Source organism: Cobetia sp. (assembly GCF_983723665.1).
Genome location: NZ_CFDJES010000087.1, coordinates 2,392 through 10,135 on the forward strand (window position 1 = coordinate 2,392; position 7,744 = coordinate 10,135).

At 62.8% G+C, this 7,744-nt stretch carries 3 protein-coding genes; 1 reads left to right on the forward strand and 2 read right to left on the reverse strand.

The window, feature by feature from the left end:
• Positions 1 to 2: 2 nt before the first annotated feature.
• Positions 3 to 1,958 (reverse strand): GGDEF domain-containing protein, encoded by a 1,956-nt coding sequence (locus tag AC4FAH_RS09860; protein WP_107335978.1) that lies wholly within the window; start codon positions 1,956 to 1,958, stop codon positions 3 to 5.
• Positions 1,959 to 2,040: 82 nt separating this feature from the next.
• On the reverse strand, positions 2,041 to 3,534 hold the full coding sequence (gene mltF / locus AC4FAH_RS09865) for a membrane-bound lytic murein transglycosylase MltF (protein WP_082388806.1): 1,494 nt from the start codon (positions 3,532 to 3,534) through the stop codon (positions 2,041 to 2,043).
• A gap of 172 nt (positions 3,535 to 3,706) precedes the next feature.
• Between mltF and purL the strand changes: the two genes are divergently transcribed.
• Positions 3,707 to 7,621 carry a phosphoribosylformylglycinamidine synthase gene (gene purL / locus AC4FAH_RS09870; RefSeq protein WP_153636548.1) on the forward strand — a complete coding sequence of 1,305 codons (3,915 nt, stop codon included), beginning with the start codon at positions 3,707 to 3,709 and terminating at the stop codon, positions 7,619 to 7,621.
• Positions 7,622 to 7,744: the final 123 nt, after the last annotated feature.

Consider the following 7,744-nt stretch of genomic DNA (forward strand, 5'->3'; position numbering starts at 1 on the left):
CGTCAGGCGGCGACCTGAACCTGATTGCGACCACTGGACTTGGCGCGATACAGCGCCTCATCCGCTGCCTGCAGCAGTGCATCCAGCCGCAATGGAGCGCGCGCCACGCATGCCATGCCCACGGATACCGTGACGACGCTGTCCGTAGCGGGCTGCGGCAGTCCTGCAGCCTGCACGGCACGCCGCAGCTCTTCCGCCAGAGTGCGGCCTACCGCGCGCGGGCATTCCGGAATGCACACCACGAACTCCTCGCCACCGAAGCGCGCCAGTATGCCGCCGGCAGACTCCACGGGCGCCCGTGAGACGGCGGCAATCTTCTGCAGGTAGCGATCTCCCTCCAAGTGCCCCAGTTTGTCGTTGATCGTCTTGAAGAAGTCGATATCCAGAATCATGACCGTCAGAGGCATCTTGCCGCTGAAGCTCTGCACCTGCTCGAGGAAATAGCGACGATTGGGCAGCTGGGTCAGCTCGTCGTGACGCGCCAGCCATTGGATCTCGTTCTGCAGTCGCTCTCGCCGCACCATCTCTTCGCGAAGTGCATCATTGGCATTCTTGACGATGCCGTGCTCCTGCGAGACGCGGCGATACATGTAGATCACGAGGAAGAGCAGGTAGGCCAGCAGCATGCCCGTCAGCAACGTCACTTCCGGCAGACGGCCACGAGTGGCCGCCAGGAATTGCTGTGTCGGCTGCAGGCCCAGTGTCAGGTCGGTGGCGGGCAGTTCGATGGGGATGCGATGCCCCCAGGGCGCCAGACGACTTTCCGGGCCGACATGGATATAGATGTTGCCGCGCTCTGACAGGGTGACCGCAAATGCCTCATTGCGTGCCGTGTCCATGGCCCTGTCGAGCAGAGGGGCTAGATCCACCACCATGGCGATCGCCCCCAGGATGGTGCCATCACGAGGATCGCGCACCGGCAGGTAGGACACCATGCCCTTGCCGCCCTGAATCAGGTCGATGATGCCGGTATGGCCCTCGATGCCGAGTTCCAGCGGGTTGCGCAGCGGAGTGTCCGGTTGAGCATCCAGCAGGCGTACGCCCAGCACATCATGATTGCGGCCCTTGTCCGGGAAGACGCGCGAAACCACGCTGTCCGGATCGATGAAGGCGATGTTCTGGAAGTAATCGAAATCCTTGTAATAGCTGCGTGCCAGGCGCTGCCATTCTCCGCGCGTCGGTGTCTGCCCCATCAGGCTCCAGAAACCGGCGAAGCGCCGCATCGCATTGAGCTGGTCGTTGATCTCGCGAGACAGCTCCGTGGCGATCTTGTCGCCCAGTACGTAGGTCGACTGGTTGATGCGATTGTTCTCGTCCTGGCTCTGCTGCTGCCAGGCGAGCAGACAGACCAGGGTGATCGAGGAGGAAATGATCAGCGGTATGAGATTGCGGCGCCACATCTGCATGAATGCCGGCTGTAGATCGATCCATTGAGCGATCAACAGCAGACTGACGAAGCTGGTCAGCGTGATGCGTTCCGGGCCTGCCAGCACCATGCTGGCGACGGAAAGACTGGCGTCGGACATCATGGCAAACAGCAACAGCAGCGTGACTTGCGTCAGCTGGATGGCAGAGCCGAATCCCAGTCGCATGCGCAACAGGGCGCAGGTCGTGAGGCCGAAACAGGCGAACAGGATCAGGATAGGCGGGCGGATATTGGCGATGTGCCAATCGCCCGGCAGATTGATCAGCAGGTCTCCCCAGTGGTCCACCCCCACCCAGCTTTCCGGTAGCAGGAAGGTGCAGATCAGCAGGATATTCAGGATCAATGAGGCGCTGAGGAACAGCTGACTGAGGGAGGTATTGCGCCAATGCCAGGCAGCCTGGCCGGCGGCTTGCAGGGTCAACATCATCAGCAGCAGCGCATTGGCTTCATTGCCGGCAGACGGCCAGAGCCCCAGCAAGGCGATGCCGAACGCGATCAGGCTTAGCGACATCAAGACGAGTCTGCGTGTCATTCCCTGTCCTTAGAGGCTCTTGATGCGTGGTGAAGATGCGTGCACTTGAGGCACCGGAGTGCTGACGGTCCGAACTCCATCCTCAGAGAATCGGAGGCACTGTATCGAAGGGATTGCTGTCGCCTTCGTCGTCGGTAATCGGACGCTCATCCAGCTGATAGAACTGCTGCTGGCTACGGTAAACATAATTCAGTATTTCATAATAACGACGGATATTGCGGACATAGATGACAGGTTCTCCGCCGCGTGCATAACCATAACGGACTTTCTGGTACCACTCACGATTCTGCAGCAAGGGCAGGGCTTCGCGGACATCCTTCCAGCGATTCGGGTCGCCGCCCTTCATCTTCACGATCCGTCTGGCGTCAAACAGGTGACCCAGGCCGACATTGTAGGCTGCCAGCGTCATCCAGGTGCGATCCGGTTCCTTGATCTCGTCCGGCAAGCGTCCCTTTATACTCACAAGATAGCGTGAGCCACCATCGATGCTCTGAACGGGGTCCAAACGGTTGGCGATCTTCATTTCGCGCGCCGTCACATTGGTCAGCATCATCAGGCCGCGCACCCCCGTGGGAGAGGTGGCCTTCGGCTGCCAGTGCGATTCTTGATAGCCCGTGGCGGCCAGCAGTTTCCAGTCGATACCGGTTTCGCGCGCGGCTTCCTTGAAGGTGTCGATATAACGCGGCAGGCGGTCGCGTGCCTGGCGGATGAAGGTGCGTGCGCCGACATACTCGAGATAGTCATCATGGCCGAAATAGCGCTCGACCAGTTGATCGAGGGTGCCATCCTGGCGACGTGTCTCGAGAAAATCATTGGCGGCGGTCAGCAATGAGATGTCGCCATGCGCGGGGAAGGCCCAGGCCAGGGTCAGCGGATCGCCCACGTCGAAGCCGTTCTCCACATTGGGGAAGAACAGGCGATTGAGCTTGAATTGATGGGCATAGACGACCGCCGCATCCAGCTTGTCTTCCTCGATGCGTTGCAGCAGGTCCGCCACCTCAAGCTCGCCGGTTTCCTTCCAGCTGAGCTCGGGGATGTCCTGCTGGACTTCGCGCAGTACCAGGCTGGTGCCGGCGCCCTTGATGACGCCGATGCGCTTGCCGACCAGATCCTTCAATTCCTTGGGCGGATGCATGCCGCGCCGATAGACCACCATCGCCTGCAATTCGAGGATGGGGCGCGAGAAGCGCAGGTCCTGTTCGGAGAGATCCAGCGGCAGGGTCGCGGCCGCAAGATCGGCCTGATCATTGAGCACGCTCTGGGTCAGGCTCTCGATATTGTGCTCGGAATCCATCGACAGACTCACGCCAAGATAATCGGCGAAGTCCCGTGCCAGCTCGTATTCGAAACCGGTAGGCCCCTGACGGCCACGATAGAAGGTCGTGGGGGTATTGCGCGTGGCGACCTGAATGAAGTCGCGCGCGCGGACATCGTCCAGCCGCGTGGGCATCTCGATGAGGGTACGCTCGGGCAGTATCAGCAAGGCGAGGGCCAGCGCCGCGACGAGGAAACGCCGCGCGTGGCGCAGCAGCTGTCGCACGGGCGGAATGAGAGAAGAGGGCGAAGTCTTGAGCATGCGTCAGCATCATTCACGGCAGGGCTTCCACCATACCGGCAGCTCAACACACTGTCATCCAACGCATGTCGCCTGCGGGCTTCGTTAAGGCTCGCCTTTCACGTATGATATGCGCTTGCTGCCGCCGTTTGGCGGTTGTCCGTTCACGCTGCTTCAGAGGCTTTCCCTGACCATGCTCGAACTGCGAGGCGCGCCTGCCCTTTCCGCCTTCCGTCACACCCGTCTACTGGCTGCATTACGCGAGCTGGTGCCGGAGGTGGAATCTCTTCATGCCGAGTACCTTCATCTGGCCGAGGTCGATGGTGAACTGAGCAGTTCCGATCGGACAACACTGGAGCGCCTGCTGGACTACGGCCCCACTCGTGACGAGAGCGCTCCGGAAGGACATCTCTTCCTCGTCATCCCCCGCCTCGGCACGCTGTCTCCCTGGTCTTCCAAGGCCACGGATATCGCCGCCAACTGCGGCCTGCCGCAAGTCCGCCGCCTCGAGCGTGGCATCGCCTACCGCATCAAGCTGGACGCGCCCCTGAGCGAAGAGCTCTTCGCCACGCTGTCCTCCCGACTGCACGACCGCATGACCGAGACGGTATTGACCCGTACTCAGGACGCGGCACGTCTGTTCCAGCATCAGGCACCTGCCAAGCTTGCCCATGTCGACATCCTCGGCGGTGGCCGCGAAGCCCTGGCCAAGGCCAACGGTAGCCTGGGGCTGGCGCTGGCCGATGACGAGATCGATTATCTGGTCGAGTCCTTCAAGACTCTGGGCCGCAATCCTGCCGACATCGAACTGATGATGTTCGCTCAGGCGAACTCCGAGCATTGCCGCCACAAGATCTTCAATGCGGACTGGACCATCGACGGCGAAGCGCAGTCGCACTCGCTGTTCAAGATGATCAAGAACACCTACCAGCATCATCCGGATGGCGTGCTGTCCGCCTACAGTGACAACGCCGCCGTGATGGAAGGTCCGACTGCCGGGCGTTACTTCCCGACAGGCGAAGGCCACATCTATCGCTACCATCAGGAACCGATCAACATCCTGATGAAGGTCGAGACCCACAACCACCCGACCGCCATCGCCCCTTATCCGGGCGCCGCGACCGGTGCCGGTGGCGAGATTCGTGATGAAGGCGCGACCGGTGTCGGCTCCAAGCCGAAAGCGGGTCTGACCGGCTTCAGCGTCTCCAACCTGCGTATCCCGGGCTTCGAACAGCCGTGGGAGCACGACTACGGCAAGCCGGAGCGCATCAAGACCGCCTACGACATCATGCTCGAAGGCCCGATCGGTGGCGCTGCGTTCAACAACGAATTCGGCCGACCCAACCTCAACGGCTACTTCCGTACCTACGAGCAGGATGCCTTCGGTGCCGGCGGTATCGAGCGTCGCGGCTATCACAAGCCGATCATGCTCGCCGGCGGTTACGGCAACATCCGCAGTCAGCACGTCGAGAAGGGCGATATTCCGGTCGGTGCCAAGCTGATCGTGATGGGCGGCCCGGCGATGCTGATCGGTCTGGGCGGCGGTGCTGCCTCTTCCATGGCCTCCGGCAGCTCCAGCGAAGACCTCGATTTCGCCTCCGTGCAGCGTGACAACGCCGAGATGGAGCGTCGCGTGCAGGAAGTCATCGATCGCTGCTGGGCGCTGGATGACAAGAACCCGATCTGCTTCATCCACGACGTCGGCGCGGGCGGTCTGTCCAACGCACTGCCGGAGCTGGTCAAGGATGGCGGTCGCGGTGGCCTGTTCGACCTGCGCGCCGTGCCGAGCGCCGAATCCGGCATGAGCCCGCTGGAAATCTGGTGCAACGAATCCCAGGAACGTTACGTGCTGGCGGTGGCGCCGGAGAATCTGGCCACCTTCGAAGCCCTGTGCGAGCGTGAGCGTTGCCTGTACGCCGTGGTCGGTGAAGCCCTCGAGGAGCACGAGCTGATCGTCAAGGATGGTCACTTCGATACGCGTCCGGTCGATCTGCCGATGGACGTGCTGTTCGGCAAGCCGCCCAAGATGTCACGCAGCTTCGAGCGCCAGACGCTGGAGCTGCCGGCGCTGGGTCTCGACAACCTCGACCCGCGCGAAGCGATGACCCGTGTGCTGCAGCTGCCCACCGTCGCCTCCAAGAAATTCCTGATCACCATCGGCGACCGCTCGATCACCGGCATGGTCGCGCGCGACCAGATGGTCGGTCCGTGGCAGGTGCCGGTGGCCGATTGCGCCGTCACCACCAGCTCCCTCGACAGCCATGTCGGTGAAGCGATGGCGATGGGCGAGCGTACCCCGGTCGCGTTGATCTCGCCGGCGGCGTCCGCGCGTCTGGCCGTGGCCGAGGTGATCACCAATCTGGCCGCCGCGCCGATCGCCAAGCTGTCTGACATCAAGCTGTCCGCCAACTGGATGAGCGCTGCCGATCACACCGGCGAGAATCAGGCGCTCTACGAGGCCGTCCACGCCGTCGGCATGGAGCTGTGCCCGGCGCTGGACCTGACCATCCCGGTCGGCAAGGACTCCATGTCCATGCGCACCGCCTGGCAGGACGAGAACGGCGAAGACAAGTCGATCACCGCGCCGCTGTCGCTGGTGATGACAGGCTTCGCGCCGGTCACCGATGCCATGCGTACTCTCACGCCGCAGCTGCGTCGCACGCTGAATGGCGAGGCCGTGGAGACGGACCTGATCCTGATCGATCTCGGCCATGGCGCTCACCGTCTCGGTGGCTCCGCGCTGGCGCAGGTCTATGGTCAGGTCGGCAACGAAGCGCCGGATCTTGCCAAGCCCGAAGACCTCAAGCACTTCTTCGAGGCCATCCAGCGCTTCAACGTCGAAGGCAAGCTGCTGGCCTATCACGACCGCAGCGACGGTGGTCTGTTGACCACCTTGATGGAAATGTCCTTCGCGGGACGTGTCGGTCTCGACATCTCCCTCGACTGGACCGCCGCCGAGCCGGGTCAGGCCACCGGCGCGCTGTTCGCCGAAGAACTGGGTGCCGTGGTGCAGGTGCGTCGCGAGCATACCGAGTCTATCCTCGCCGAGCTCAAGGCCGTGGGCCTCGAGCACAGTGGCGTGATCGCCACGCCGCGTGCCGATGAGCAGATCAACATCACGCTGCTGGGCCAGAACCTGCTCTCCACCACCCGCGCCAGCGCCGAGCGCCTGTGGGCCGAGACCAGCTATCGCATGCAGGCCGCACGTGACAACGCCGATTGCGCCAAGAGCGAATTCGAGTCCATCAACGACGTGCGTGATCCGGGCCTGACCGCCCAGGCTACCTTCGACGTCAATGAGGACATCGCGGCGCCGTACCTGAACACCGGTGCACGTCCGCGCATGGCGATCCTGCGCGAGCAGGGCGTCAATGGTCAGCTCGAGATGGCGGCAAGCTTCGATCGTGCCGGTTTCGAGGCCGTCGATGTCCACATGAGCGACATCCTCGAAGGGCGTGTCGATCTGGACACCATGCGGGGGCTGGTCGCCTGTGGCGGTTTCTCCTACGGTGACGTGCTGGGCGCCGGCGGCGGCTGGGCCAAGTCGGTGCTGTTCAATGCGCGTGCGCGTGAACAGTTCGAGCGCTTCTTCAACCGTGACGACAGCTTCGCGCTGGGCGTCTGCAACGGTTGCCAGATGCTCTCCCAGCTCAAGGAGCTGATCCCGGGTGCCGAGGCCTGGCCGCGCTTCGTGCGCAACGAGTCCGAGCAGTTCGAGGCGCGTGTCGCGATGGTCGAAGTCGAGAAGAGCGCCTCGCTGTTCCTCGATGGCATGGAAGGCTCGCGCCTGCCGATCGCCATCGCGCATGGCGAAGGGCGTGCCGAGTTCCGCGACAGCGCTCACCTGCGCAAGATGCAGAGCAGCGGCCAGGTCGCGCTGCGTTACGTCGACAACTACGGCCAGACCACCACGCGTTATCCGGCCAACCCGAACGGCTCGCCGTCCGGCATCACCGGTCTGACCACCGATGATGGTCGCGTGACCATCATGATGCCGCACCCGGAGCGCGTGGCGCGTGCCGTCACCAACTCCTGGCGTCCGGACGACTGGCAGCAGGATGGCGCCTGGTTGCGCATGTTCCGCAATGCCCGTCGCTGGGTTGACTGAGCGACGTGACGCGCCAGCGACTCGGCCTCCTCGGTCGATGAGGCTGGCGCACGCCACCAGTGGCGAAATGCAGTAACGGGAGACGCCTTCGTGGTTCACGCCACGAAGGCGTCTTCTTGTTTA